This window comes from Paraburkholderia sp. GAS32, assembly GCF_050434225.1.
In the GTDB taxonomy this organism is placed as follows: domain Bacteria; phylum Pseudomonadota; class Gammaproteobacteria; order Burkholderiales; family Burkholderiaceae; genus Paraburkholderia; species Paraburkholderia madseniana.
The window spans coordinates 1-23,920 of record NZ_JBNPVS010000073.1 but is presented as its reverse complement, the minus strand read 5'-3'; the positions used below and the strand labels follow the sequence as shown (position 1 = coordinate 23,920).

Genomic DNA, 23,920 nt, shown 5'->3' with positions numbered 1-23,920 from the left:
CTCCAGGGTGAACGCGACATCGGGTGCCACGAATTGTCTTGAGGCCAGCGGGTTCGCCGATGACAATAACCGCCGACAATCGGGCATTTAGCCCAGCGGAGATGTCAATTCACGACTACCCGCTGGGGTACGAGCCCGGCATTGTGTGGGCGAGTATGGCGGCGGCAGACAGGATGCCGATCATGACGACTGCTTCCGCTTTCAGAATCGCCTGGAACGAACACGCCGCAGCACTGTGCGATGCAGCGCGCCGTATGCGTAGCAGATAAACCAGCCGGTTGATCCCGCCCAGAACGATCGCTGTACTGATAAGCCCAATTTTAGCGTCGAGGATGAGCCCCCAGTCGCTACGTGTAAGCGGTAGCAGAGAGCCACCTAGTCCGCGATCGGCGTTGTAAATCCCGGTGAAGAGGACCGCGAGCAATGCGAAGGTTGCCGCGGCGGACAGGCGCCCGGCGAAGTGCGCCAGGTCTTCTCCGCTCACGTCGGCCCGCAGCCAGGGCAGTACAAGGAGTCCACCCGCGATCACGAGCCCGGCCCAAGAAGCCGTCGCGCAAATATGCGCCCAGTGAATCCACTCCGGCATCGAAAAATCACCAGCGTCGGCCGCATGACTTGAGGCCGCCTTGCTAAACGCGAAGACGGCTGCGGCGAACAGCGCGACAGTCATCCGGGCCGGCCGCCCGAACCCTCGCGGCGCCACCGACAGGAGCACCCACACCATCAGGGCGACCAGTCCAGTAGACCACGCTGCGCCGAAATGCGATTGGGTCAGTACCGGGACTAGCACCGAAAAATCGGCACCCGGCGCTGACCCGCTCATCAGCGCAGCCTCAAACAGCAAATTGACGGTATCCGCAACGATCAACGCGACGACGCAAACGGCTACGGTCCATCGCAACCGGTGCCGCATGCGCGGCGATGCATTGTCCAGCATCAACACCGCAAGACAGGCACCTACCGCACACGCAAACAGTACGTTCGCGACGGCGGCCACGATGATCGAACCGGTTATCGTCGCTGGGTCCACTACTTCACCCTGAACGAATAGTCGCCGTGCGTACGATGTCCATCAGAGGCGACGGCCACCCAATGCACCGTGTACTTGTCAGGCGGCAACGGGGGCAACGCTACATGGATCGACTTCTTGTCGCTCGGATCGACTTGCGCCTTCACGGTATTCACCTGCTTGCCCGTCGAATTGCTTACGGTCAGCGAGCTGAATGCCGGTTCGAGTGGGCCATCAAATACGACCGTGACGTTTTCCGGCGCAGGCACTTCGGCGCCCGCGGAGGGCGATTGCGTTTGCGGGAACACATGCGCGAATGCGGCGGACGGTATCAGAATGCAGGTCGCGATGGCCACTGCGCCGCAGCCTCGTCGAAGACCATTAAAGACACTCATTTCTAGTCTCCTTTGCCGAAAAGCGGCTTACCTACGGAGTTGGGGAGCACGTCATCCAGGTAAAGATGCGCCTGCAACAGGACGCCCACGCCCTTGCCGCTTGCATGATTGACCGGAATCACCGCCTCGGCGCCGAGCTGGCCCCAGCGATTGAGCCAGATCACGCCGGGATTGATGCTCCCGGTCGTATGTCCCGAACAGGGGCCGCCGGTACAGGTACTCATCGGGAATTCGACGACCGGGATCAGGTTACTGAACGGCGCCTTGAGCCCCACGTCCTGCACGAAGTTCTGCAGGTAAGGCAGGCTGTATTGCAACGTGACGCCCCAGCTCAGGGAATCGGGATCGGCGCTGTTCATCGTCACGCGCGGGCCGACAGTGCCAGTGATCGCAAACGGTCTCAGATATTTCAGGCCGTCCGGCAGATCGCCGAATCCCTTGCCGACATAGAGCGTTGGCGTGATCGCCGAGTGCGGATTGGCGATCGCCTTCGAGCCGGTGTCACCCAGTTCGGCGATCACGCCGGCCGACGCCATGAACTCATGCGCTTCGTTCACGTAGAAGCGATATTTGGCACCGGCCGCGAAGTTGTCAAACCCACGGGCGGAGCCGCCATTCGGCGCGTTCAGGTTCACATAGGTGCCCGTCACAATAAGGGCGAAACTCGGCGTGATCAGCTTGTCCCATTCGAGCGTCGTGGTATTGGTGTTCTGGGTGTCGCCGTCGCCCGTGTCGGATTTGACGTGGCCGAATCCCAGATTGACTTCATCTCCGACGCCGGGGTCGTCGACCGCCATCGTCGCCGGGAAAACACGGTTGCCGGCGACGGCGTGAGCCGACGCGCCGGATGACAGAAGAGTTGGCACGACCGCGCATAACGCTACGGCGCCCCGCTTGAGAGTGGTTCGCATTTTGATGTCCTGGTCAGATTGTTGTCATGCGGCCGCAGCACGCGCGCGGCAACGCAGCGACGTCGTTCACCGACATCGCTAGAAATCGTCAACGACGATCAGGACAAGGCAGGCGGAGCGCGCGGCTGAGCCCGCGTCGCCACCGTATAGGGGCGAAACGCGGCAACGCCGACTGGCGGGGGAAACCACGGTCGTTGCGGTACGACGCTGAAAGACGCGACCGAGCCCGTCAGGGCCGGCGTGTGCGCGATCAGACCGCAATAGGGACACGCGTCGCAAAGCGACGACGATTCGGAACCATCATGGTGCGCGGCAGCCCCGGCGTGCGCCATATGGGCCATGTGGGCCGCATGATGAGCGTGATGCGCGACATCTGTGCGCCCGCTGCGCAGCGCCTGGGATATTGTCGGCGCGACCACGCTCAGCAGGATCGCAAACATCCCGAGCAAAGCCCCGATCTTCTGACGGTGGCGGCTGAGCATGGCGGACCGGCGAGAGGTCGATAAAAATAGTATGCGAAATATATATGACAGTTCGTACAGCTTTCCGTCAGGCGGAAAGCCAGTACGAGAGTCAGCTCGGGCCACTGTCCCGCCGCGATCGCCGCCCGGCATGTGAAAGCGGTTCTGCCGCCGGATCGCCCGGCGGCGTTTTCAGGACTTCAAGCCCCTAGCGCCCGACTACACTCATCGGCGCATGTCCGGCACGACTCCATGCACGCCTTGCAGGGCGCGTGCTTGTCAGCGTGCTTCTTGCATTCCTTCTCACAATCATTGCACGCGTCCATCGTGACCTTGGCAAGTGCCGGAAGATAGTGGGCGTCCTGGTTGGCCAGCCCTTGTAGCGCATTGCAAAGAGAAAGCATCTGCGACACGCTCCTGGCGCACGCGGCCAGGTCCTTGTCTCCGCTTCCCAAAAGATCGAGGCAATGGTTCGCGCAGACTTGCCCCTTCGACACGCATGCCCCGGCCGCGTCAGCCAGCGCCTTATAGTGGCCACCATGGTGCATGTGGGACATTTCCTGTGGAGTGCTCTCCTGGGCTGAGGCCCGCTCCGCAACCGCGAACGCGGAAAGGGCAAGCATCCCGGTACCGATCAGTGCTTCACGTCTGTCCATGTGAAATCCCTCTTGAAGAAAATTCACTGCAACGACGACGCTGCCGAAGGTCCGCAGAACTTGCAGGCGTCGGGAAACGGGGCTGTGTTCGCGGAATGCTAACACCAAAGGGAGCGCGCGAGATCGAATCGTCCGACCAGGTCCTTTGGTGATCGCCGCAGCTTGACGGCAAGCGAACCCTCGGGTAGCCGCGCCGGTTCTGTTCCGTGTGTCGGTTGCGACCGGTCGCGAGAAGCGACAGGTGTCGCATGCCAGTCGTGCAGCTTGATCATCCCGGATATGAAAAACTTCCTGCCGCCTGCTGGCGGATCGCGAGATTCAGCAGCGCGCGCGTGATGCGCAAGTGGGGCATCGACATTCGCACAGTCCTACGCCCGCGCTGCGCGGCGTACGCGCGAGAGCGTCTTCACCGGAGGGTGCGGCGGCGGGCCGCAAATCGAGCTTCGTGGCGCGTTCAGGTGTCCACCGTGCCGCCGAGCTTGTCACAGGTTCCCTTCGGCACGTTCTGGAAGTCGCCCTTGTCATTGTCCACCTTCGCTTCGCCGGAGCAGCTATGCACCCCGGTCTTGTTCGCGCAGTCGTTCTGACCGGCCTTCGAGATTCCGAAGCACTTCACGTCGTCCTCGGCGTGCGCGACGCCCATGCCTGCGACGCCGAGACCGGTAAGTGCTGCGGCAACGAGGGCATGGCGGGCGAAAGTCGATTTCATCTTTGTTCTCCTTGACCTGTCCAATCGGGCGGGGTGGGTATGCATTCAGTTGGACGCGACCGGCTGCTGGTACGCGTGTAACAGGTCGGCCGCTGTAGCGAAGCCATCGAACCGCAGCCATGGTTTCCCCGGCGCGGCACGGAACAGTGTCACCGGCGTGTGGCTCATCTTGTCGCCGCGGTAGACGTTGAAGGCACGCTGCGTTGCGACGCTCGCCGCCACGGTGCCGGTGTAGTGCTGCCACTCCGGTCCAGCTCCAAATTTTTTTGCATACTCCCTAAGGCGCTCCGGCGTATCCTGCTCCGGATCAATCGAGATCGAAACCAGGTGCACCTTGTCCCGATCCGCGCCGAGTTCGCTCTGCAACTGCGACATGGTTTGACTGATCATCGGGCAGATCGATGTACACGTGGTGTAGATGAAAGTCAGCACCACCGGGCGGCCGTCGTCCACTTCATTCTTCAGGGAGACCGTCTGGCCGTCATCTCGCACCAGCATCACGGCGGGTACGGTGTAGTCCACCATTGATGTCATGGTCATGCCTTTCATCATGTGATGGTGGGCATGCGGGTCGGCACTGTCTTGCGCATACGCATGGGGGGCAACCATAGTGATCGTGCTCGCGACCGCGAGCGCTATCGCCATGCGCCATGGCATTGTGAACGCTCTCATTTGAATCCCTCCAGCAATAATCGACAGGCTGCGGCAATTGATCGGCCGGCGCCGCAATCGTCTCCGGTTGTGCTTTCGCACTTCTCCCCGTATCGGTATTGTTCAAACGAACGATGGTGCCTGGCATGGGTCAACGCCCTACTGCCGCGGTAGGACAAACCATCGAAGTTTCTCTTGACGGGCAGTGTCTGGGGACACTTCGGAAACCGGAAAATGAGGCACGTTAGGGACAGGCGATCGTTACAAATCGACCCATACGCGCTATTCATCGACCGACTGGATGCGTCCCAGCCTGAGGCGAAAGCGGCCGTACGGAATATTGACGGAGGGACCTCCTTCGTTGATGGCGCGTGTTCCAACGCGCGGCTTTCCGAAATCGACGAGCTGAGGAAGGTCAAAGGGGGACACCGGTTCGTTGTGAATGGTGCTAGTAATGGTCCTCGATAGATTTCGTTGGCAAATCTGGTCGAATACGAAAGCTCGATGATAGGTAGGCCACTGCGATCGCCATATGGATTGACGGCAACCATCGCGCGTCGGTACGCTTGCGCGCTGATGGTTCCCGTCACCGGGATCAAAAGGGAACGCAGTAAGAGCAGCGATGCTCCGAGTCTGCGGCTGCCCCCGCAACTGTAAGCGGCGAGTCTGTGCCATTCATGACCACTGGAACACCGGGAAGGTCGGCAAGGGACGTTGACCTGCGAGCCAGGAGACCTGCCATCAAACCGAGGTCTGCGCAGCCGCACCGGGCGGGGTGTCCCGATGTGCAAGCACCGCCTATGCGGCCGCCCGTTGCAACGACAGCCCAAACCTCAGGATCTGTCATGTCCACCACCGTGCAAATCGGCTCCCCGCAAGGAACATTGCGCCGACGCGTCATCGGCATTTATAGCGTCCTCGCCATATTCAACGTCGGCGCCTGGATCTGGGCGTTCATCGCTTTTCACGGCCATCCGCTGTTACTCGGCACCGGCTTGCTTGCGTATGGCTTCGGCCTACGCCACGCGGTCGACGCCGACCATATCGCTGCCATTGACAACGTCACGCGCAAGCTGATGCAGGACGGTCAACGTCCTGTAACGATCGGCTTCTTCTTCGCGATCGGCCACTCTGCGGTCGTTTTGCTGGTTGCGGCCGCAGTTGCCGCGACTGCAGCCGCTCTGGAGAGCCGCTTCGAGGCCTGGAAAGACCTGGGCGGGATCGTGTCGACCAGCGTATCCGCTCTGTTTCTGTTCCTGATCGCCGCGATGAACATCATCATCCTGCGTGGCGTATGGCACGCATTCAATAAGGTACGGCGCGGTGAACCCTACGACAACGATGACCTCGACTTGCTGTTGAACAATCGTGGATTGCTCGCGCGGCTTTTCCGCCCAATGTTTCGTCTCGTGTCGAATCCCATCTGGATGCTGCCGCTCGGTTTCCTGTTCGGCCTCGGCTTCGATACAGCAACCGAGGTCAGCCTGCTCGGCATCTCCGCAAGCCAGGCGGCGCAAGGGCTATCGATCTGGGTCCTGCTGGTGTTCCCGGTGCTGTTCGCGGCGGGCATGTCACTCGTCGACACGACCGACGGCGTGCTGATGCTGGGCGCCTACGACTGGGCATTCGTGCGGCCAATCCGCAAGCTCTACTACAACCTGACGATCACGCTGGTCTCCGTGATCGTCGCCGTGCTTATCGGCGGCGTTGAGGCACTCGGCCTGCTGGCTGACCAGCTCAGCCTCAAGGGTGCGTTTTGGAGCGTAATTGGTACCCTGAACGACAACTTCAACAATCTCGGCTTCATCATCATCGGCGTATTCATCGTCGCCTGGCTTGTGTCGTTCATCATCTATCGCGCGAAGCGCTACGACGATCTGGAAGCGCGCCCTTTCCAACGATAACGTCTTCGTGCGTCGGCGCGGCCGCATAGCCTGTGCCGCGCCTGACCCGTCTTGACTTACGGCATGCCTGCGCGGCCGCCGGGTAGGCGGAGACGAGCGCGCGCGCAGCGCGTGAGCGGGTCACGCAGATGCTCGCATTTGCGACTGCAAATGAATAACCAATGGCCGCTTCCGAGTGCGAAGCGGGCACCCCAATGACCTAATGACCGTGCGGGCGGACGACGCTTCATGGCCGGCTACTGCATGATGCGGAAATTCCCTAAAGCGAACATTCATAGGCAATACCACGCAGCGACGAGTGGCCGATTAGGAATCGCCAAGGTCCCTACCAGACTGCACCTGCGGCCCGATCGCACGTCCCCGCTTCCGCTTCCCCTGCCCATGCCCATGCCCGCCTTGCAAGGCTTTGCCACAAAGACGGGTGTTATCGCGCTCTCCCGATCGCGATCGCCGCCTGAACAGCTGAATCTGGCTGACACGCCGCTTGAGCGACAACTGCACTCTATGTTCGTCACCCACTGACGAAAATTCCGGACGACGACCAAACATCTCACCCGACCCATATGGATTTGCTAAGCAGACTCCTTTCATTGATACCTGTAACTGGTCGGCTGGAGTTGCGCTGTCATTTTGGAGCGCCTTGGGAGATCAGCCAGGGAGTCGCAGGCGTCCGGGAAATCCCATACCACCTGCTGCTGTCTGGGCATGCAGTGCTCGAGGACGGTAACGGGCCGCCCGAACAACTGGTAGCCGGCGACATCATCTTGTTTCCGGCGGGTGGCGCACATCTGATACACGACGGAAGCGGCGAGCCGGCAAAGCCTGAGTTTACGAGTAACAATGCGTCTTTAGTCGTCGTCGAAAACGATGGGATAGGCGAAACAGCAGACTTTCTTTGCGGAAGGTTTCTGCTAGGGGCGGTTCCAGACAGGTTATTACGCGATCACCTGCCGGGTCGAATGGTCGTGCGCAGCGCACTGCCTGACCAGGCTGTCGGAGCTGGCGGACCGGAACGCTCAATTTCACACACCAGATTGATGCGTCTCATCGGGCTGATGAAAGAAGAGGCTTTGGACCCGGGTCCGGGCAGCGAGATGCTTGTAAGTCATTTCTCGGCGGCTTTATTCGCACTAACCCTACGTTTCGCAACCGAGGCCGCTCAACAGCCAGTGGGCCTCATGGCATTGGCTCGACGCCCTCGTTTGTAGCCCGCTGTATCCGCGATGTTTGAAAAACCGGGTGAGCCTTGGACACTCGACGAACTGTCTTCGCTTTGCAATATGTCCAAAGCGACGTTTGTGCGCCAATTTCAGGAGGCAATTGGGCGGTCAGCAAGCGACCTTTTGACCGAAGTGCGCATGACTATCGCGGGGCGAATGTTGTTGCAAACAGCGAACCCGGTCGCCGTAATCGCCGAGTCGGTCGGCTATCAATCAGACGCTGCGTTTCAGCGCGTCTTCAAACGGCATATCGGTATCACACCCGCTCGGTGGCGCTCTTCGGGCGGGAACCTCCAAGCATGACACTCAACTACGCTGTCGCTCCCAACGCAACGCGATAGTACGCTTGCAATTGTTTCTCGCTCACCCCGCTCGTCTTCCGGGCTCCACCGGTGCGAAGCCGAAGATCGGCTAAACCAAGATCTCTCGTCGAGCCGGAATTGCGCGTCCCGGTAATCAGATCACAACGCCGTATTTTGTGCCCTGCCCCCGCCAAGCGACCCACCTTTGCCGGAATCTCGTTCCTAATCGTCACTCCTCTGAACGCACGAACCTGCTAGCCCACGTCGAAATCAACGCTGCGCTGTAGTCGGCATCGGCGCGGCGCGTCAACAAATGATCGGCGTTATCCAGCGAAATAAAGCTTTTCGGATGCTTGGCAGCTCCGAAAATACGCGCCGCATTGTCAATCCCAACGGTTGCATCCACCGGGGAATGCATGACAAGTAATGGCACACGCAGCTCCGAAACGCGCGCTGCCAAGTCGTGACGTGCTAAGTCTTCAACAAAACTTTTACCCACAACAAACGGTCGTCCAGCCAACAAAACCTGCGCCTCCCCCTGCGCTTCGATCGTCCGCAAACTTTCCGGATCGAACTGATGCAGCACGTGCGTAACATCAAACGGCGCTCCTATTGTTGCAACTGCACGAACGCCCTCCATCTCACCCGCCGCCATCAACACAGCTGTGCCCCCGAGGCTGTGACCTATGAGAATCGAAACTCTCTTTCCATCACGAGCCATTGCTGCACCGGCGGCAACCAGATCCTCCACATCAGCAGCAAAAGTCGCCTTCGCGAAACTGCCTCCGCTACTCCCGACTCCTGCGAAATCAAAGCGCAAAACCCCGATGCCGCGAGCAGCCAGCGCCCTTGCCAGCCGACTGGCGGCCAGACTGTCCTTTCCACAAGTAAAGCAATGAGCGAAAATCGCCCAACCCTGCGGCTCACTCGTCGGCAAGTCCAACTTACCCGACAGGCGATATCCTCGGGGCCCGTCGAACTCGAAAATTTGCGCAGTCATACCTGCCCCTCCTCTTGACATCCGTCACACCCAACTGGTTTTCGACGGGGCAGCTCCACTACCCATGAGCCCCGCCCCACATCTGGTCAGTCAGCGGCCGGCAAATCGATGTCGGTGTCGTTGATGCGGTTGAATGTGTTGGTGAAAGTAATCATCGCAATCGCCAGTGAGATCTCCGCCAGTTGCGTCTCCGTATACCCCGCCTCGCGGATCGCTGCGAACTCCTGCTGGCTGATCGTGCCGCGGGTCTTTTGCAAATTCAGCACAAACCGAACCAACGCGTCGCGCTTTGCGTCGCCCGTGGCCTGACCTGCACGGATTGCGCGCAGCGCTTCCTTCGACAGCCCCACCATCTTGCCCAGCATAACGTGCGCAGCGACACAATAGTCGCAGCCCTTCTGTTCGCTCACCAGCAGCTTGATCGTTTCAAGGTCCTGCTTGCTCAGGCTGCTCGATGCCAGCGCGCCTTCAGCATTCAGCGCTGCCGCAAGCGTAGCCGGCGCAAGATGACCCAAGGCTGCAAACAGGTTCGGCACGCCGCCGCCTGCAATCTTTCGGACCTGCGCGTACACGTCTGCGGTTGCTCCCGTGGCGGTGGAAACTGCGGGAATAGTGATACGGCTCATGGTGTATCTCCTTCGGTTGGTTAGGAGCCCCCACTTTAAGCCGCGATGACGATAATTGTGATACCTGATATGGTCAAAATCATGCTCAAAAACGTCAATCCGCGCCATCTTCACCTGCAGACTTCATCGGCTCGATTGGCTAGTCACTATGGTGGTGGAACGCCCCCCGCAAGCTGTATCACGATGTCAGAATGCCAAGAGTCAGTGACCGCAAAGAAGTGGTGCCTGCAGCCGAGTTCAGCGATGCACTGAAACAATTCAGAAAACTGCAGCGCTCGCCGGAAAGAAAAGCCATGGAGAACGAGATTCTTCGTGAAGTGGTGGCGAAGTCGCGAAAGTGGACTGTGCACTCGCTTTCATTGCTGGAGGGCAGATAAAGAGAGACTACGTCTCGCGGCGGCTGCTCGAAGTCACGGACGCCTGCGTCGCAATATGGGGCGCCAACCGCGCGGTGTACACCTGTCACCGCGCGGCGACTTGCATTCGATGGGTGATTCGGACCCTGTGGCCACCTTCGGCTATGTCGCGCGCGAACTCGGCAAACGCGGAATTGCCTTCATCTGCTCACGTGAAGCGCTGGGCGACGGCCGCCTTGGGCCCGTGCTGAAAGCAGCATTCGGCGGCGTCTATATCGCCAACGAACAGATGAATAAGTAGACCGCCGAACAGCTGCTTGCCGCCGACGAAGCCGACGCGGTGGCTTTCGGGCAGATGTTCATCGCCAACCCGGACTTGCCGCGCCGACTTCAATTGGACGCATGGCTCAATGAGCCGCGGCCCAAGACGTTTTATAACCCGGGGCCAGAAGGGTATACCGATTACCCGCAGCTAGTTTGACTGTACAAATGGACACCCTCAAGCCTCGACCACACCCTGCCAGCAAAGAAACTGCATGTATGGCGTTGGTCGGCTCGGCGTGATCAGCAAGGGCGTTCTGGGAGACTTGTTGCTCGAGATGGGTTGGGATTTCAGAAACGCATTTGTTTCACTTCCGTGCTAGCAGCAATTTATAGCGGTTTATTGGCGCATTCTTAGGCTGCGACCTACCATTGCAAGGTAGTCTGACAGACCCGGCACCCTTGCTGATGGAGGAGAACATGACCGAAGCCGACAACACCTCCATCGCCGCGGCGATCTTCGCCTAGCAGACCTGAGGTCGTCATGGCTTACGCTCCAATCCTCACCGAATCTCAACTCGAACGTGTGCGCGTCTTCACGAAGCCGCGACAGGTGGCGGCAGGCGATGTCCTCTATAACCCCAACGACGACACCCCGCCGGTATACGTGGTGATCGAGGGCAAGATCAGGATCGTCTCGCTGGCTGGGGGCGTCGAAGATACCGTGACGACTTATGACCCGGGTCAGTTTTCGGGCGAATTGCTGATGATTGCAGGCAGGCGTTCCATCTACCGGTGTCAGGCCGTCGAAGCATCGCACCTGCTGGAGTTGAGCGCGGAAAACCTGCGAACGCTGATCAGCAAGGACGCGGAGTTGAGCGAAATCTTCATGAGGACGTTCCTGGCGCGGCGCCTTTCCATGGTTAGCCATGGACGTACCAATGTGCTCATGCTCGGCTCGCGCTATTCGGCGCAGACGCTTGCTCTACGAGAATTTCTGACGCGCGACGGACACCCGTTCGCTTATGTGGATCTCGACACCGACAGTAGTGCCCAGGAATTGCTGGACCGCTTCGGGGTATGCAGTGACGACGTTCCTATCGTCATTTGCAACGGGGACCAGATACTCAGAAACCCGTCGACACGGGAAGTGGCGCAAACGCTGGGCTTCAATTCGAATATCGATGAGTCACAGGTGCGCGACATCATAATTGTCGGCGCGGGTCCCGCGGGACTGGCCGCGGCGGTGTATGCGGCGTCCGAAGGCCTCGATGTGCTTGTCATCGAACGCGCGGCGCCCGGCGGACAGGCCGGCTCCAGTTCACGCATCGAAAACTACCTCGGTTTTCCGACTGGCCTCTCTGGTCAGGAGCTTGCGAACAGCGCGATCGCGCAGTCGGAAAAGTTTGGCGCCAAGATCATGGTGGCGCGAACGGTCGAGGGCCTTAACTGCGACGAACGGCCTTACCGGATTTCGCTCGACGACGGCCAACAGATAGCGGGCCGTTCGATCGTACTTGCAACGGGCGCCGCCTATAACCAGCCTGCGCTGCTCAACATCGACCGCTTTACCGGCCGTGGCATTTACTACAACGCCACGTTCATGGAGGGCCAACTGTGTAGTGGCGATCCGGTGATCGTTATCGGCGGCGGTAACTCCGCGGGACAGGCGGCCGTGTTTCTCGCCCAGAACACGAAGGGCGTACGGATGCTGGTCAGGTCAGCGGGGCTCGCGGCAACAATGTCGCGCTACCTGGTCCGGCGCATCGAAGAAAACCCGCTCATTCAGGTTCATTTCGACAGTGAGCTCGTGCGCTTGAGCGGTGACGACCATCTTGAAGAGGTGTCGTGGCGCGACAAGACCACGGGCGAGGTGACGACGCAGCCCATGCGGCATATCTTCGTCATGACGGGAGCCTCACCGAAGACCGAGTGGCTGGCCGGTTGCCTGTCACTCGATCCGCGCGGCTTCGTGTTGACAGGAACGGATCTGGACGGCGTCTTGCCACCCCGGCCATGGCCACTTGCGAGGCGACCCTATATGCTCGAAACCAGCCTGCCCGGCGTATTCGCCGTAGGCGACGCGCGGGCCGGAAACGTCAAACGGGTCGCAGCTGCGGTCGGAGAGGGTTCGATCGTCGTCCACATGGTGCACCAGGTGCTAGCCGATATGTAGATTAGGTGAACTCCTTCCGTTTCGACGGAGACCGGGGATTTCAAACGCCTCGCCCCCTCTTAATAAGCCCCTAATCGGTCCGAATGTCCGGTATCAAGCGACTCGACCATCCAATGCGTGCCGGCTACGGTCTGACACGCGATGCGCGGTCCGGGAGATCGCGCGCAGGGGACATCGGCCACGGTTCGGCCAGCCAGGCCTTCACGCGGACATTCGAACGACCGCTCCACCACAAGCAACTGACTCACGCTCGCAATTATATCGATCGACATCCCTGCGTCCGCGAAGAGAGCACGGTATCCATTCCATCTCAGTCGTCCCTGCCGATAGGATTGTTATTTCAAAAGTTCATTGCGGAGATACCTTCGGGAGCCGCCTATTCGCGCCACATAGCGCTGAAAATCCCTCGCCATTTATCGGTGAGAGTCACAGCTTTCCGGACAAATCCGGCGGTGGCCATCAAACGACGGGTTTGCGCCGAGTATTCGCAGTTGCAGGACCACCGTTGGAAGCGCTGGACAAACGGCACCGCGGCATTTCAGATGGTCGAGACGCCGCCTGAGGCTCGGGGAGCGCTGGGTGCAAATAGGCTGCGGCGCGCCGCGTTGACAGCCGCCGCACGAATTCCACGAAGAAGCTCAGCCCTTCGGCGCGCCGGAGTGCCGCTGGTCCGTGTCATCGTCGCCCGCCTGCCCTAGCGTAGGCAAGTACCTGCCGAAATTCATTTCGAAGTCGCTCGGAACTCCGTAGGCCAGGCTACGGAGCTTGGCACGGCGTGCCTGCCCACTTGGCGAGGCCAGGGCCGGGAAGAACAGGTCGATGCTCGACTGGAGTTCGGCAGCCGTCGGCGTCCCGAACCGGTTGACCTGTGCTTTCGCCGCGCCGAGTGTTTCACGGTCGAATGAAGCGAGACGTCGGGCAAGCGTATCGACAAATGCGTCGAGTTCATCATCGTCCAGCGTGCGGTTCACCCAGCCATAGCGTTCGGCGACGTCAGCATCGAAATCGTCGGCGCTGAGGACAATCTCAAGTGCCCGCGAGCGGCCGACCAGGCGCGGGAGCCATTCCAGCGCGCCACCGGCCGGGACCAGGCCGACGCCGACCTCGGGGTTGCCGAACAGGGCGCTTTGCCGGCTGGCGAAGCGCATGTCGCAGGCCAGTACGAACTCGTTACCGATGCCGCGCGTGCGACCGCGAATCTTGGCAACGCTCACGACCGGCGTGGACGAGAGGCGCAGCACGACGTCGCGCCAAAGGCCCAACACCTCAGGCTGTTCAGCTGCCTTGGCTACGTCGAGATGGGCGACGAAAAAATCGGGATTCGCCGACTGGAACACTACGACCTTTACGGACGGGTCCGCCTCGAGGTCGGTCATTAGCGCTCCCAATTCGACGATCGTCGTGGGAACAAACATGTTGATCGGCGGGTTGCTGAAGGTGATCGTCCAGCGGCCTGGATAGGTGCGGTCGATGTCGAACTGCGAAGGGTCGGGCACGATGCTTCTCCTAAGTCGATTGGTAGACCAATGTTGCGTTCAGGGTGATCTCGGGCCCTGGCAGCTTGCACGTCCACAGACACTTTCGGCGCAAGATCAGTGCAACGATGAGCCCGGTCTTCGTGATGGGAATTCCCTAAAAGGTTGTTCAGTGAGGGGCACGTGCCTCAGCGAGATGCACGTGCCCAGGCGGATCACACCGTGACGATGTTCGTGCCGATCTCGATGTTGCCGCGCACAGACTTCGAGTACGGGCAGATCGTATGGGTCAGGTGCGCGATTTCCTCGACGACTTCCTTTGCCAGACCCGGCACGCGGATGGTGAACTGGGCGCCGAGGAACCACGCGGGACCGGTTTGCCCAACGTTTACCTGAATGTCCACGGAATAGTCGGACGGCAGCTTGACCTTCTTCAGCGAGGCCGCGATCCCGAACACGGTGGTGTAACAGGCCGACCACGCGCCCGCAAACAACTTCTCGGCTGTCGGGTGCGGCTCCGTGGCGATGAACTCGAGGCTTTCCACGCCGGGCGCTGTCAGCTTGAGGTCAAAGACGCCAAACTCGCCGCGCTGGAGACTGGGGTCGCGATTGACCGTGGCGTGGGAGTTGCCTGAGGCGAGGACTTTTTCGATCTTTTCCATGATGGATTCCTAGGTGTATGAGGGTATTAAGCGCATTTAAATCTTGCGCGATGTAATCGTATGCGGTGTTTCGGTCACGCCGTGACGACGTTCAGGCCGACCTCGATGTTGCCGTGCACAGCCTTCGAGTACGGGCAGAGCTGATGGGCCTGGCGCGCGAGTGCCTCGACGACTTCCGTTGCCAGACCCGGCACGCGGATGGTGAACTGGGCGCCGAGGCAATGCCCGTTACCGACCGACCCGATGCTTACCTGGACGTCCACGGAGTAGTCGGACGGCAGCGTGACCTTCTTCATCGAGGCCGCAATCTGGAACGCGCTGATGTAACAGGCCGACCACGCGCCCGAAAACAACTGCTCGGCTCTCGGGTGCAGCTCGGTGGCGATGAACTCGCGGTTTTCACCGTCGGGTGCTGACAGCTGGAGGTCGAGGACGCCGAGCTCACCGCGCTGGACATCGGGGTCGTGATTGATCGTGGCGTGGCCGTTGCCTGAGTGGAGGACTTGTTCGATCTTGGTCATGATGGATTCCTGTGTGAATAAGGGTGTTAGGCGGTTTCGATCGCATGCGATGTAATCGCTTGCGTCGAATAATGGAGAAAGACACACCCGATGTCAATCGCAAAAGATTTAATCGCATGCGTGTTTTCGATAGGGCGAACGAAAATCCCTCAGCGGCGAGCATGGTGTCGCCTGTCTCGCACGCTGCCGCACGGGCCGCGTGCTGTCTCGTCCGTCACCAGAGTGTAGGTCAATTCTGGCGGTTCGCCGGGGTCGATCGACGCGCCTACCCGGCACGCGCCGCAGTCCGCTGGACAGCGGCGTCATGAACTGTCAACTTCCAGGGAATCGTCATAAAAGTCGCGCCACACTTGACGGTATGATTATCATAGTTATATTCTTCGCTCACCCTATGCGAAGCGTGAGACGTCGCGAATCGTCCGACAAAAGCAATCCGGCGCCGACTGTGCAACGCGAATGCATTCATTCGCACACTTACTTAATGGAGTACTGAAATGTCCAACCCTGCATACGACGCGGAGCGCACCGGACTGTTGCTGGTCGACCCGTACAACGACTTTCTCTCGGACGGCGGCAAGCTCTTTCCGATGCTTCGCGACATCGCCGCAGAAGTCCGGCTGCTCGACAATCTCCGCGCCGCGGTCGATACCGCGCGAAAAGCAGATATTCAGGTTCTCTATGTCCCGCATCGCCGCTGGCAGGCCGGCGATTACGACAACTGGGATCATCCGAATCCAACCCAGCGCCTCGTGCAGCAGCGCCACACCTTCGCCAAGGGTACGTGGGGCGGAGAATGGCATCCTGACTTTGTGCCGCAGGAAGGCGACATCATCGTTCATGAGCATTGGGGCCAAAGCGGCTTTGCTAACACCGACCTCGACTTCCAGCTCAAACAGCAAGGCATCACGCACGTGATCGTCGTCGGCCTGCTGGCGAATACATGTATTGAGTCCACGAGCCGCTTCGCAATGGAACTGGGTTATCACGTCACGCTCGTACGAGACGCAACGGCCGCTTTCACCAAGGAAATGATGCGCGCTGCACACGATCTGAACGGCCCGACGTTCGCCCATGAAATCCTGACGACGGCACAGCTGGTTGCCGCACTTCCCGCCTGATCACAAGGAACACCATGAAACTCACCGGTAGTCTATTAATTGGTGCGCAGGAAGTCGCTGCCACGACTGGCAGCATGAAGGCGCTTAATCCAGCAACCAATGCTGAGATTGAACCGCTGTTTGCATTTGGGGGAATTGACGACGTTGATCGCGCAGCGCAACTCGCCGACGATGCATTCGATAGCTATAACGGCACGAGCCTTACCGAACGCGCCGCGTTCCTCGAGAGCATCGCCGACGGCCTCGACGCCATCACGCCGGAGCTCGCCCAACGCACGTCACTCGAAACCGGCTTGCCGGTCGCTCAACTCGAAGGAGAAGCGGCGAAGTCCGCGACCCAGTTCCGTCAGTTCGCGACCGTCGTCCGCCAGGGGCGCTTCCGCCAGGCAACGATCGATCCCGCCCAGCCAGAGCGTCAGCCTCGTGCGCGGATGGACCATCGGATGCAGAAAATCGCACTCGGTCCGGTCGCGATCTTTGGCGCAAGTAATTTCCCGATTTCCTATTCGGTCGCGGGCGGGGACACCGCGTCGGCACTGGCCGCAGGCTGTACCGTCATTGTGAAGGCGCACAACGGGCATCCCGGCGCATCAGAACTGATGGGGCGGGTGATCCAGCAGGCCGTGAGAGATTCGGGCTTGCACGAGGGCGTGTTTTCGCTGGTCCGCGGCGGCGGGAACGAAATCGGTGAGGCGCTGGTCGATCATCCGCTCATCAAGGGCGTGACCTTTACAGGTTCTGAAGGCGGTGGAATGGCGTTATTCCGCCGCGCGCAGCAACGTCCGGATCCAATACCGGTCTTCACTGAAATGACGAGCGTCAATCCGACTTTTGTACTGCCGGCCGCACTCGCTGCGCGTGGCAGTGCTATTGGCGATGGCTTTACCGAACGCATGCTCGTTACCGTCGGTCAGGCTTGCCTGAAACCCGCGATCCTGCTCGCGGTCGACGGCCCGGGCTACATAGAACTGAAGAATGCGATGATCGCCCGCGTCGAAGCGATGCAGGCGCGCACGATGCTGACGCCAGGCATCAACGCGGCGTATCGGAAGAACGTGGAGCGTCAGAGCAACGCGGGTGCGAAGCGAATTGCAGCAGGCGGCGAAGCGCAGGGTGCATGGGACGGTCAATCGGTTCTCTTCGAAGTCGACGGCGCAAACATACTCGAGAATCCGTTGTTGTCGGAAGAAGCTTTCGGACCTGCTGCACTGCTGGTGCGGGTGAAGGACGTGGAGCAACTGGTTGCCATCGCGAGGCATTTTCGCGGCCAGCTCTCGGCAACGATGCAGATCGATCCGGCCGATTACGTGCTCGCTACCCGCCTGCTGCCCCTTCTCGAACGTCGCACAGGACGTATTGTCGTCAATGCGTTCGCGCATCCGCAAGAGGTGTCATACGCATCGATTCACGGTGGTCCCTTCCCTGCGACGTCGGATAGCCGCTTTACGTCTGTTGGCATGAGTGCGATTGAGCGCTTCCTGCGACCCGTGTGCTATCAGGGATTCCCGGACGAGATGCTGCCGGAGGCCTTGCGGCATAACAATCCGTGCAGTATCTGGCGTCTCACCGATGGTGAGTTGTCCAAAGCCTGATGCACGGTCAGCTTGAAAGTGCCATGGCAGGGGCCCGCGATCCGCGCAGGTCGGGGAGTCACGGGCTCTTCGCGCACGCGTTACGGCACGAACTTGTGCTATGATTGATATGATTATCATACTAACGATCGTTGCGATTTCGATGGAGGTTTGAATGACTGCATTGCCTGACAAGAGCGATACGCTGTGCCCGGTCGCGCGGTCTCAGGCTGTTATCGGCGACCGCTGGGCTGTCCTGATCGTGCGCGAACTGTTTATGGGCAATCGAAGGTTCGACAGCCTGCTGGCACAGTCGCAGGCGACACCGCAGATGCTTTCGTCCCGCCTCAAACGGCTCGAAGCAGACGGCATGATCGAGCGCAAGCGCTACATGAAAAAGCCCCCTCGTTACGAATATGAACTCACGGAGATGGGCCGAGCGTTTTATCCGGTCATCCTGGCGCTTCGCGAATGGGGCGAAACGTGGCACAAGTCGTCGGACGAGGACGTCGCGGTGCGCTATACGCATCTCACCTGTGGTCACGATGCCGGCATTGGCACTGTCTGCCAGGCCTGTGGCGAACCATTGCGGCGCGAGGATCTAAAGCCTGAATTGAGCCCTTCTTATGCGCAGGAGCGCGCGGGACGACAGGACGCAGTGAAGGCTGCTAAATCTGCGTGATTCATACGCACTACATGGCTGATCCCACTCGCTCGATTGCAGGTGGTAAGCGGGTCAATGTCGGGATATCTGAAGTCAGGTAACGCTGAAAATCAATGAAATGAGCTCGTCGCCTCTGTTGGCTTTGGCCCCCCTTTCCGCAAACCGAATCGTATACGATGTAATTGCATACGATCGATTAGTTGCCTAAACACGAAAGGACAAATTTCAAGGGGAATTCGTCACGAAAACCAACGCCATCACCGCACTGCTCGCCGCATTCCCGGTGTCGATCAAGACTCCCGCGCTTGCCAGCAGCTAGTGCAACTGATCACCCTGCTGCGCAACGGACTGAAGCTGTTCAACGGCTAACCACAGCATTGAAATTGTTTCATCACGGATCTAACAACAAGGAAAAGAAACTTTTGATGATCACACATCAACTTACGGGCAATGACTTCAGAGACCTCCGTATCCAGCTATTGCTGGATTCAGGACAAGTGCCAGGAATCAGCGTGCAGCGCGAGACAATTGGACCGCTCTCCGAACAGCCGGAGACGCCGTCGTCGGCATCGGGGAATGCCTTGGTACAAACGATCGTTCAAACGTTCGCGCAATTGGGACTCGCTCTTCCCTTTGACCAAGGCAGCAGCACTGGATCCACGTTATCCGTCACCAAATCAGCTGCAAGCGGAGGTACCCAGGGCAGCAACGCTAACTCGCAAACTGGATCACTATCAGCCGCTGGCATTGATTCGATCTTCGAGCAGTTCATCGGCCAAGTTCTCCAGGTAGCTTCCAGCCTGCAGTACGGCACTTCCTCTTCGCCGGCATCTCAGAGCAACTCAGGTAATCAGGAAAACGAAACATCTGAAACGGGATACTCCAATCCCCTTTCTCAAGCGCTTGGATCGCTTGCCCGGGCCGTTGGCGCGCGCAGCACCCAGCCCGGAGACGCAAGCGAAAACGGTGGGACCGGTTCGACGACGTCATTGAATGAGGCTATTTCGAGCATGGAGAAGGATTTCAACACCCTCTTTGGCTCATCGGGCACAAATAAAGGCGCATCGCTACAGATTTTTTTACAAACGTTTGCCACCAACGTCGTAGGAGAGTCGGTCTCAGGATCCAGTGGTGCTTTCGTGCGGACGTCTGCCTGAGAGCGGTCGAGGTGAACCGGAACACGAACCCAATCGGGATGCGACTAGCCGTCAATACGCTTGCGAACAGAGAAATATTCGCCCGATGAAATGGTCCTGCGTGAAGCGCCAACGGGTCCGTTGAATGGGCGCAAACGGTCGCCCCTGTAATACGACCGTTAAGCGCTCATTCGCCGTTTTGGACTGACTTGATAAGATTGTTCCGCAGTGCCACAACCACCGTCTGAATTTTCGCGAACTCGTCGGGAGGGAGGCCCGTCTCGACGGGGTTCATCTTTAGGGCTTTTTCGCGCAGCCGCCGGCCGCTCTTCGTGAGACTGATCCGCACCTGGCGCTCATCACCGGGATCGCGTTGCCTTTCCAGATAACCCATCGCCTCGAGCTTCTTCAGCATCGGCGTAAGCGTATTGGATTCGAGAAACAGCTTGGCGCCCAGACCGCTGACGGTCTGGTTGTCTTCCTCCCACAACGCAATGATCGCGATGTATTGCGGGTAGGTAAGTCCGAGTTCCTCGAGTATCGGCTTGTATGCCTTGCCAAAAGCCAGGTTCGCGGAGTAGACCGCAAAGCACAGATAGTCTGACAGCGGCACGGCCGCAGCGGGCGCTTGGTTCGTAGTTTTCATCTGTATCCTCTTTGGCTAAAGCCTGATGTTCCGCAAGACATACGAAGTATGTTATATCGCATGCGATTATATCGCAATATAACGAACCTCGGGCCGCTGCCGAATAGAGTACAACCGGTTGTCAATTTCGCCGGACCCAGCTATTTCGCATCGTAGAGGTCTCGCGGCGGCGCCTGCCTGCCGCTATGGCCGCCGCTGGTCTGGAGCGCCTTTGTCGCCGTCGTTCGCTTCAGGCCGGCACGCGATACAGGGCGCCGAGCTTGTTGCCGTCCGGATCGCGCAGATAGGCGAGATAGAGGCTGCCAAACGCGGCCTCACGCACGCCGGGCGGCGCCTCAGCGGATGTTCCACCGTTGGCGACCCCGGCGGCATGCCAGAGATCGACCTGCCTGGTCGACTGACAGGCAAAGCCGATCGTTCCGCCATTGGCAGCGGTCGCCGGCCGACCATCGAGCGGCTGCGTGATAATGAAAAGCCCCGTGTCGCCGCGATAGACATAGCGTCGACGCTGATCGTTGTCATCACTGAGACCGTCACCATAGCCAATCGCGCCTAGCACGGCATCGTAGAATCGCTTTGCTTTTTTCAGGTCGTTGGTGCCGACCACTACGTGACTGAACATTGTCTATTCCTCCCCTGGTAATGAACCATGTTCCATCCGATGCTGTGACCGGCGCGCATAAGGTACGGTGATGCGCGACGGCCCAGCGACGGAGGGATGCACGATCTAGTGACGTGCGAACAGGTTGTCGCGCGACGTCACGGCGGCATGGCTGCCCGCATGGGAGAGTCCGGCGACTACACCGCCATATGCCTCTTGCGAGCCAGCTGCGCCGTCACGTTCGGCGGCGACAGTTCGCGCGCTCTGACCGCTTTGCGACGCCGGTGCGCCAACCGAGGGTTTGTAGAAGGGGGCCGGTCCATAGCCGCTGGCGAACGCGGGTGCGGTGGCGGACGCCGAGAAGGCGACGAGCAGTGCAGCGATGAGCTTGGTCTTCATGATGGGAATTCCCTAAAAGGTTGTTCAGTGAAAGGCACGTGCCTCAGCGAGATGCACGTGCCCAGGCGGATCACGCCGTGACGATGTTCGTGCCGATCTCGATGTTGCCGCGCACAGACTTCGAGTACGGGCAGATCGTATGGGTCAGGTGCGCGATTTCCTCGACGACTTCCTTTGCCAGACCCGGCACGCGGATGGTGAACTCGGCGCCGAGGAACCACGCGGGACCGGTTTGCCCAACGTTTATCTGAATGTCCACGGAATAGTCGGAAGGCAGCTTGACCTTCTTCAGCGAGGCCGCGATCCCGAACACGGTGGTGTAACAGGCCGACCACGCGCCCGCAAACAACTTCTCGGCTGTCGGGTGCGGCTCCGTGGCGATGAACTCGAGGCTTTCCACGCCGGGCGCTGTCAGCTTGAGGTCAAAGACACCAAACTGGCCGCGCTGGAGACTGGGGTCGCGATTGACCGTGGCGTGGGAGTTGCCTGAGGCGAGGACTTTTTCGATCTTTTCCATGATGGATTCCTATGTGTATGAGGGTATTAAGCGTATTTAAATCTTGCGCGATGTAATCGTATGCGGTGTCTCGGTCACGCCGTGACGACGTTCAGGCCGACCTCGATGTTGCCGTGCACAGCCTTCGAGTACGGGCAGAGCTGATGGGCCTGGCGCGCGAGTGCCTCGACGACTTCCGTTGCCAGACCCGGCACGCGGATGGTGAACTGGGCGCCGAGGCAATGCCCGTTACCGACCGACCCGATGCTTACCTGGACGTCCACGGAGTAGTCGGACGGCAGCGTGACCTTCTTCAGCGAGGCCGCAATCTGGAACGCGCTGACGTAACAGGCCGACCACGCGCCCGAAAACAACTGCTCGGCTCTCGGGTGTAGCTCGGTGGCGATGAACTCGCGGCTTTCACCGTCGGGCGCTGACAGCTTGAGGTCGAGGACGCCGAGCTCACCGCGCTGGACATCGGGGTCGTGATTGATCGTGGCGTGGCTGTTGCCTGAGTGGAGGACTTGTTCGATCTTGGTCATGATGGATTCCTGTGTGAATAAGGGTGTTAGGCGGCTTAGATCGCATGCGATGTAATCGCTTGCGTCGAATAATGAAGAAAGACACACCCGATGTCAATCGCAAAAGATTCTATCGCATACGAGTTTTCGATAGGGCGAACGAAAATCCCGCAGCGGCCAGCAGGGTGTCGCCTGTCTCGCACGCTGTCGCACGGGCTGTAGGCCAACACGCCATCGTGTATCCGACTCGGACGTCGGCGAATGATGTGATTTGCAGGTGTGTAATGTCTTTGCCGGGCAAGCGCGACCCACTCATTTGCATGGTGCCTCCCCGTGTCAGGTGGTGTCAGCTCGCGACGCGTTACCACGGGGCAACCGCTGCTACGGGGACGCCGGGATCGGTCGACCCGTCTACCCGGCACGTTCCGCGGTCGGGTGAACGGCGTCGTCATGAACTGCCAACTTCACAGGAAATCGTCAGTAAAGCTGCGTCACACTTGACACTATGTTTTTCATAGTTATATCCTTCGCCCGTCGTCGTATGCAATGCGTGAGTTGTCACGAATCGTCCGACAAAAGCAATCCGGCGCCGGCTGTGCGACGCGATTAACTGTTGCGCGGGAAGGCTCGGCGCAACGGCTTGGTACGCGATTGCAGCCTTGTTTTCACTGGATCTCACGCGCGCGGCGAACCGGCGCGCATGCGATTCATCATTCGAAAGGAAAGATTATGAAGATCAAAGGTGCTGTCGTTTTCGTGACGGGCGCGAACCGTGGGCTTGGCATCGAGTTCGCGAAACAGGCGCTCGAAAGAGGGGCGTGGAAGGTATATGCAGGCGCACGCGATCCGGCCAGCGTGACGCTGCCGGGAGTCGTGCCCGTGAAGCTCGACGTGACCGATCCGGCGGCCGTGGCCGCGGCCGCCCACGCGGCGCGCGACGTCACGCTGCTGATCAACAACGCGGGCATCGCGCGGCTCGGTAGCCTGACGGACGACGGTGCGCTCGAGGCGTTGCGCGATCACTTCGAAACCAATGTGTTCGGCACGCTGGCGATGTCGCGGGCGTTCGCGGGGAGCCTCGCCGGCAACGGCGGCGGTGCGATCCAACGAGGATTCCATCGACAGTTCACGTACGTTGTGCATGCGGAACTTGCCTGGCCCCCACACCGCACGGCTGCTGGCAGTGTCGATCCCCGCCCGGTCGCCCGGGTGAATCGCCCATAGGGAGAGTACGTTGTCTCCTTGCTCCGCCAGAACCGGGCCCGCGACATGCGGGCCGTTTTTTTGTACCAATCACCCCGGATGACTCCAGCTATCAGGGTTGCGTTTAATGGCGCATCGGCGCGGTCTCCGCCTGTCCTGCGATGATCGGTTGGCCGCAACGAAAAGGAAATCGGCCATTCGGCGGTTTCCCGCAGATGTCTCGTTATGGCCGAGCCGGTCCGACACGGACCTCGATCAATCGCGGATCGA

At 59.7% G+C, this 23,920-nt stretch carries 24 protein-coding genes, 3 pseudogenes and 1 riboswitch; of the genes and pseudogenes, 10 read left to right on the top strand and 17 right to left on the bottom strand.

All coding sequences use genetic code 11. The features are described 5' to 3' along the window. Positions 1–115: 115 nt before the first annotated feature. From P3T25_RS45410 to P3T25_RS45380, 7 genes are all read right to left on the bottom strand, one after another. Positions 116–1,030, bottom strand: a complete 915-nt coding sequence (locus tag P3T25_RS45410; protein ID WP_429364042.1) for a copper resistance D family protein — start codon at positions 1,028–1,030, stop codon at positions 116–118. Beyond that, positions 1,030–1,404 (bottom strand): copper resistance CopC family protein, encoded by a 375-nt coding sequence (locus P3T25_RS45405; RefSeq protein ID WP_429364040.1) that lies wholly within the window; start codon positions 1,402–1,404, stop codon positions 1,030–1,032. The genes P3T25_RS45410 and P3T25_RS45405 overlap by 1 nt, the downstream gene beginning before the upstream one ends. A gap of 2 nt (positions 1,405–1,406) precedes the next feature. Further along, a complete protein-coding gene (locus P3T25_RS45400) occupies positions 1,407–2,315 on the bottom strand; it encodes a hypothetical protein (protein ID WP_429364038.1) in 909 nt (302 codons plus the stop codon). Between the two features lie 98 nt (positions 2,316–2,413). Continuing rightward, the gene (locus P3T25_RS45395) at positions 2,414–2,797 is read right to left on the bottom strand and encodes a DUF2946 domain-containing protein (protein ID WP_429364031.1); all 384 of its coding nucleotides are present in this window, start codon (positions 2,795–2,797) and stop codon (positions 2,414–2,416) included. A 179-nt stretch (positions 2,798–2,976) separates the two neighbouring features. Then, on the bottom strand, positions 2,977–3,432 hold the full coding sequence (locus P3T25_RS45390; RefSeq protein ID WP_429364029.1) for a four-helix bundle copper-binding protein: 456 nt from the start codon (positions 3,430–3,432) through the stop codon (positions 2,977–2,979). 454 nt (positions 3,433–3,886) lie between these two features. Continuing rightward, complete coding sequence (locus P3T25_RS45385) at positions 3,887–4,141, bottom strand: BufA1 family periplasmic bufferin-type metallophore (protein WP_429364027.1); 255 nt, start codon at positions 4,139–4,141, stop codon at positions 3,887–3,889. A gap of 45 nt (positions 4,142–4,186) precedes the next feature. Then, entirely contained in the window at positions 4,187–4,786 is a 600-nt protein-coding gene (locus P3T25_RS45380) for an SCO family protein (RefSeq protein WP_429364025.1), read from the bottom strand. A 566-nt stretch (positions 4,787–5,352) separates the two neighbouring features. Beyond that, positions 5,353–5,549, top strand: a riboswitch (cobalamin riboswitch). Between the two features lie 88 nt (positions 5,550–5,637). Here P3T25_RS45380 and P3T25_RS45375 point away from each other — a divergent pair. Next, a complete protein-coding gene (locus tag P3T25_RS45375) occupies positions 5,638–6,696 on the top strand; it encodes a HoxN/HupN/NixA family nickel/cobalt transporter (RefSeq protein ID WP_429364023.1) in 1,059 nt (352 codons plus the stop codon). 563 nt (positions 6,697–7,259) lie between these two features. Next, positions 7,260–8,219, top strand: a pseudogene (locus tag P3T25_RS45370) (AraC family transcriptional regulator). A gap of 228 nt (positions 8,220–8,447) precedes the next feature. Here the strand turns inward: P3T25_RS45370 and P3T25_RS45365 are convergent. Both P3T25_RS45365 and P3T25_RS45360 read right to left on the bottom strand, forming a co-directional pair. Further along, positions 8,448–9,218 carry an alpha/beta hydrolase family protein gene (locus P3T25_RS45365; protein ID WP_171926479.1) on the bottom strand — a complete coding sequence of 257 codons (771 nt, stop codon included), beginning with the start codon at positions 9,216–9,218 and terminating at the stop codon, positions 8,448–8,450. An 86-nt stretch (positions 9,219–9,304) separates the two neighbouring features. Next, the gene (locus P3T25_RS45360) at positions 9,305–9,844 is read right to left on the bottom strand and encodes a carboxymuconolactone decarboxylase family protein (protein WP_171926526.1); all 540 of its coding nucleotides are present in this window, start codon (positions 9,842–9,844) and stop codon (positions 9,305–9,307) included. A 191-nt stretch (positions 9,845–10,035) separates the two neighbouring features. Here P3T25_RS45360 and P3T25_RS45355 point away from each other — a divergent pair, with 191 nt between their 5' ends. The 3 genes and pseudogenes from P3T25_RS45355 (at position 10,036) to P3T25_RS45345 (ending at position 12,637) form a co-directional block, all read left to right on the top strand. Then, on the top strand, positions 10,036–10,221 hold the full coding sequence (locus P3T25_RS45355; RefSeq protein WP_171926448.1) for a hypothetical protein: 186 nt from the start codon (positions 10,036–10,038) through the stop codon (positions 10,219–10,221). Then, positions 10,209–10,681 (top strand): annotated as a pseudogene (locus tag P3T25_RS45350) (alkene reductase); the annotation flags it as partial. The gene P3T25_RS45355 and the pseudogene P3T25_RS45350, both read left to right, overlap by 13 nt. Positions 10,682–11,005: 324 nt before the next feature. Further along, the gene (locus P3T25_RS45345) at positions 11,006–12,637 is read left to right on the top strand and encodes an FAD-dependent oxidoreductase (RefSeq protein ID WP_171926480.1); all 1,632 of its coding nucleotides are present in this window, start codon (positions 11,006–11,008) and stop codon (positions 12,635–12,637) included. Between the two features lie 638 nt (positions 12,638–13,275). On the opposite strand, the gene P3T25_RS45340 is transcribed toward P3T25_RS45345, so the two are convergent. The 3 genes from P3T25_RS45340 to P3T25_RS45330 all read right to left on the bottom strand — a co-directional run bounded on the left by P3T25_RS45340 (position 13,276) and on the right by P3T25_RS45330 (position 15,295). Next, positions 13,276–14,133 carry an enoyl-CoA hydratase/isomerase family protein gene (locus P3T25_RS45340; RefSeq protein WP_171926481.1) on the bottom strand — a complete coding sequence of 286 codons (858 nt, stop codon included), beginning with the start codon at positions 14,131–14,133 and terminating at the stop codon, positions 13,276–13,278. A 194-nt stretch (positions 14,134–14,327) separates the two neighbouring features. After that, positions 14,328–14,774, bottom strand: a complete 447-nt coding sequence (locus P3T25_RS45335) for an OsmC family protein (RefSeq protein ID WP_429364020.1) — start codon at positions 14,772–14,774, stop codon at positions 14,328–14,330. 74 nt (positions 14,775–14,848) lie between these two features. After that, on the bottom strand, positions 14,849–15,295 hold the full coding sequence (locus tag P3T25_RS45330; protein WP_171926483.1) for an Ohr family peroxiredoxin: 447 nt from the start codon (positions 15,293–15,295) through the stop codon (positions 14,849–14,851). Positions 15,296–15,789: 494 nt separating this feature from the next. On the opposite strand from P3T25_RS45330, the gene P3T25_RS45325 reads away from it, so the two are divergent. The 4 genes from P3T25_RS45325 to P3T25_RS45310 all read left to right on the top strand — a co-directional run bounded on the left by P3T25_RS45325 (position 15,790) and on the right by P3T25_RS45310 (position 19,805). Further along, the gene (locus P3T25_RS45325) at positions 15,790–16,413 is read left to right on the top strand and encodes an isochorismatase family cysteine hydrolase (RefSeq protein WP_171926484.1); all 624 of its coding nucleotides are present in this window, start codon (positions 15,790–15,792) and stop codon (positions 16,411–16,413) included. Positions 16,414–16,427: 14 nt separating this feature from the next. Continuing rightward, complete coding sequence (locus P3T25_RS45320; protein WP_429364017.1) at positions 16,428–18,005, top strand: aldehyde dehydrogenase (NADP(+)); 1,578 nt, start codon at positions 16,428–16,430, stop codon at positions 18,003–18,005. 154 nt (positions 18,006–18,159) lie between these two features. After that, on the top strand, positions 18,160–18,666 hold the full coding sequence (locus tag P3T25_RS45315) for a winged helix-turn-helix transcriptional regulator (protein WP_429364015.1): 507 nt from the start codon (positions 18,160–18,162) through the stop codon (positions 18,664–18,666). 359 nt (positions 18,667–19,025) lie between these two features. After that, positions 19,026–19,805: a hypothetical protein gene (locus P3T25_RS45310; protein ID WP_429364013.1), complete on the top strand. Its 780-nt coding sequence runs from the start codon at positions 19,026–19,028 to the stop codon at positions 19,803–19,805. A gap of 166 nt (positions 19,806–19,971) precedes the next feature. On the opposite strand, the gene P3T25_RS45305 is transcribed toward P3T25_RS45310, so the two are convergent. The 5 genes from P3T25_RS45305 to P3T25_RS45285 form a co-directional block, all read right to left on the bottom strand. Beyond that, complete coding sequence (locus tag P3T25_RS45305) at positions 19,972–20,430, bottom strand: MarR family winged helix-turn-helix transcriptional regulator (RefSeq protein WP_429364011.1); 459 nt, start codon at positions 20,428–20,430, stop codon at positions 19,972–19,974. 229 nt (positions 20,431–20,659) lie between these two features. Next, positions 20,660–21,052, bottom strand: coding sequence for a VOC family protein (locus P3T25_RS45300; protein ID WP_171926489.1), 393 nt, complete (start codon positions 21,050–21,052; stop codon positions 20,660–20,662). A 105-nt stretch (positions 21,053–21,157) separates the two neighbouring features. Next, positions 21,158–21,430: a hypothetical protein gene (locus tag P3T25_RS45295; protein WP_429364008.1), complete on the bottom strand. Its 273-nt coding sequence runs from the start codon at positions 21,428–21,430 to the stop codon at positions 21,158–21,160. A gap of 70 nt (positions 21,431–21,500) precedes the next feature. After that, complete coding sequence (locus P3T25_RS45290) at positions 21,501–21,947, bottom strand: OsmC family protein (protein ID WP_171926491.1); 447 nt, start codon at positions 21,945–21,947, stop codon at positions 21,501–21,503. 74 nt (positions 21,948–22,021) lie between these two features. After that, positions 22,022–22,468, bottom strand: coding sequence for an Ohr family peroxiredoxin (locus tag P3T25_RS45285; protein WP_429364006.1), 447 nt, complete (start codon positions 22,466–22,468; stop codon positions 22,022–22,024). Positions 22,469–23,176: 708 nt separating this feature from the next. Between P3T25_RS45285 and P3T25_RS45280 the strand changes: the two are divergent. Then, positions 23,177–23,551 (top strand): annotated as a pseudogene (locus tag P3T25_RS45280) (SDR family NAD(P)-dependent oxidoreductase); the annotation flags it as partial. Between the last annotated feature and the right edge of the window lie 369 nt (positions 23,552–23,920).

Excerpts from the sequence above, each read along its gene's own strand:
- P3T25_RS45405 (WP_429364040.1), bottom strand. The coding sequence starts at position 1,404 with ATGAGTGTCTTTAATGGTCTTCGACGAGGCTGCGGCGCAGTGGCCATC.
- P3T25_RS45400 (WP_429364038.1), bottom strand. The coding sequence starts at position 2,315 with ATGCGAACCACTCTCAAGCGGGGCGCCGTAGCGTTATGCGCGGTCGTG.
- P3T25_RS45395 (WP_429364031.1), bottom strand. The coding sequence starts at position 2,797 with ATGCTCAGCCGCCACCGTCAGAAGATCGGGGCTTTGCTCGGGATGTTT.
- P3T25_RS45390 (WP_429364029.1), bottom strand. The coding sequence starts at position 3,432 with ATGGACAGACGTGAAGCACTGATCGGTACCGGGATGCTTGCCCTTTCC.
- P3T25_RS45385 (WP_429364027.1), bottom strand. The coding sequence starts at position 4,141 with ATGAAATCGACTTTCGCCCGCCATGCCCTCGTTGCCGCAGCACTTACC.
- P3T25_RS45380 (WP_429364025.1), bottom strand. The coding sequence starts at position 4,786 with ATGGCGATAGCGCTCGCGGTCGCGAGCACGATCACTATGGTTGCCCCC.
- P3T25_RS45375 (WP_429364023.1), top strand. The coding sequence starts at position 5,638 with ATGTCCACCACCGTGCAAATCGGCTCCCCGCAAGGAACATTGCGCCGA.
- P3T25_RS45365 (WP_171926479.1), bottom strand. The coding sequence starts at position 9,218 with ATGACTGCGCAAATTTTCGAGTTCGACGGGCCCCGAGGATATCGCCTG.
- P3T25_RS45360 (WP_171926526.1), bottom strand. The coding sequence starts at position 9,844 with ATGAGCCGTATCACTATTCCCGCAGTTTCCACCGCCACGGGAGCAACC.
- P3T25_RS45355 (WP_171926448.1), top strand. The coding sequence starts at position 10,036 with ATGCCAAGAGTCAGTGACCGCAAAGAAGTGGTGCCTGCAGCCGAGTTC.
- P3T25_RS45345 (WP_171926480.1), top strand. The coding sequence starts at position 11,006 with ATGGCTTACGCTCCAATCCTCACCGAATCTCAACTCGAACGTGTGCGC.
- P3T25_RS45335 (WP_429364020.1), bottom strand. The coding sequence starts at position 14,774 with ATGGAAAAGATCGAAAAAGTCCTCGCCTCAGGCAACTCCCACGCCACG.
- P3T25_RS45330 (WP_171926483.1), bottom strand. The coding sequence starts at position 15,295 with ATGACCAAGATCGAACAAGTCCTCCACTCAGGCAACGGCCACGCCACG.
- P3T25_RS45325 (WP_171926484.1), top strand. The coding sequence starts at position 15,790 with ATGTCCAACCCTGCATACGACGCGGAGCGCACCGGACTGTTGCTGGTC.
- P3T25_RS45320 (WP_429364017.1), top strand. The coding sequence starts at position 16,428 with ATGAAACTCACCGGTAGTCTATTAATTGGTGCGCAGGAAGTCGCTGCC.
- P3T25_RS45315 (WP_429364015.1), top strand. The coding sequence starts at position 18,160 with ATGACTGCATTGCCTGACAAGAGCGATACGCTGTGCCCGGTCGCGCGG.
- P3T25_RS45305 (WP_429364011.1), bottom strand. The coding sequence starts at position 20,430 with ATGAAAACTACGAACCAAGCGCCCGCTGCGGCCGTGCCGCTGTCAGAC.
- P3T25_RS45300 (WP_171926489.1), bottom strand. The coding sequence starts at position 21,052 with ATGTTCAGTCACGTAGTGGTCGGCACCAACGACCTGAAAAAAGCAAAG.
- P3T25_RS45295 (WP_429364008.1), bottom strand. The coding sequence starts at position 21,430 with ATGAAGACCAAGCTCATCGCTGCACTGCTCGTCGCCTTCTCGGCGTCC.
- P3T25_RS45290 (WP_171926491.1), bottom strand. The coding sequence starts at position 21,947 with ATGGAAAAGATCGAAAAAGTCCTCGCCTCAGGCAACTCCCACGCCACG.
- P3T25_RS45285 (WP_429364006.1), bottom strand. The coding sequence starts at position 22,468 with ATGACCAAGATCGAACAAGTCCTCCACTCAGGCAACAGCCACGCCACG.